The following is a 1,137-nucleotide window of genomic DNA, read 5'->3' as shown; positions in this document are numbered from 1 at the left end:
CTACACGCCTGTAGAGTTCAGGAGGTGAGCTGCACCCCGGCCGTCGGCCGCCCCGAGCGGGCGTCCGGCGGCCGGGTCCGGGTCGGGAGACGGAGCCGTGATGGAGAGTCAGTGCAGTCCCGTGGGCGCCGGAGGTCCGGTGGGAACGGAACCGGCGGACCGGGACGTCCAGTGGGTCTACCAGCCGGTCGAGGTGGACCTCGGGGGCGGTGCCTGGGCGCTCGGCCGGATCAGCGGGTGGTGGCAGGACGCGGCCGGGCAGCGCTGGTGCCGGCTGCGGATCGGCCGCGGCGGGCAGCCCGCGTTCTGGCAGCCGTTCGATCCGGCACGGGTGCTGCTGCTGCCGGTCACCGGGCTCTGATCGGGACGGTCGAACGTCCTTGGCGGAACCGTTCGACGGGCCCTATCGTCCCTGGGAGCGACCGCTGACAGGCCATTGAGCGACCGGGGACGACGTGAGTTCGGAGATCTACTTCAGCAGCAACTACCGCGACCTGTGCGAGCAGCACGGCACCGGTGCGGGTTTCCAGTTCGAGTTCTACTGCTACCGCTGCTCGGACACCTGGCGTTCGACGTTCGAGCCGTTCCGGACCGGCCAGATGGCCGGCTGGATAGGCAAGGGCGTCAGTGCGGCCTGGAACCTGATCGGCGGCAACGCCAACACCATCAGCAACGCCGCCGACGGGCTGGCCGGGCAGACCTGGGGCACCTCGCGGGACGCCGCCTTCCAACGGGCCATCAGCAACGCCCAGTCCCACTTCAACCGCTGCGCCCGGTGCACCCAGTACACCTGCGGGCGCTGCTTCGACCCGGCCCAGGGCCTGTGCCACAACTGCGCCCCGGACACCGCGGCCGAGGCGGTGGCGGCGCAGCACCGCGGTCTCAACGACGCGGTCACCGAGCGGGCGTTCAAGGCCGGGCAGCAGGCCGGGGCCGGGTTCGACGTCAACACGCCGCGGCAGCTGGTCTGCCCGCAGTGCCACACCGAGACCCACGGCACGCCGTTCTGCCCGGGCTGCGGCTTCCGGCTGGCGCAGCCCGTCCAGTGCACGGGCTGTCACCAGGACGTCCCGGACGGGGCCGCGTTCTGCCCGTCCTGCGGGACGAGGCGCTGACACCCCTCGGACGTGCCATGGC

General features: G+C 72.1%; 2 protein-coding genes. Both read left to right on the top strand.

Translation table 11 applies throughout. From position 1 onward, the window contains the following. Positions 1-139 precede the first annotated feature (139 nt). Complete coding sequence (locus ACFU6K_RS39445) at positions 140-361, top strand: hypothetical protein (protein ID WP_380671555.1); 222 nt, start codon at positions 140-142, stop codon at positions 359-361. A 94-nt stretch (positions 362-455) separates the two neighbouring features. Next, on the top strand, positions 456-1,115 hold the full coding sequence (locus tag ACFU6K_RS39440) for a zinc ribbon domain-containing protein (RefSeq protein WP_380671553.1): 660 nt from the start codon (positions 456-458) through the stop codon (positions 1,113-1,115). Positions 1,116-1,137 lie beyond the last annotated feature (22 nt).

Source organism: Kitasatospora sp. NPDC057512 (assembly GCF_042802135.1).
GTDB lineage: Bacteria > Actinomycetota > Actinomycetes > Streptomycetales > Streptomycetaceae > Kitasatospora.
The sequence above is the reverse complement of the archived record's forward strand: the minus strand, read 5'-3'. Positions and strand labels throughout refer to the sequence as shown.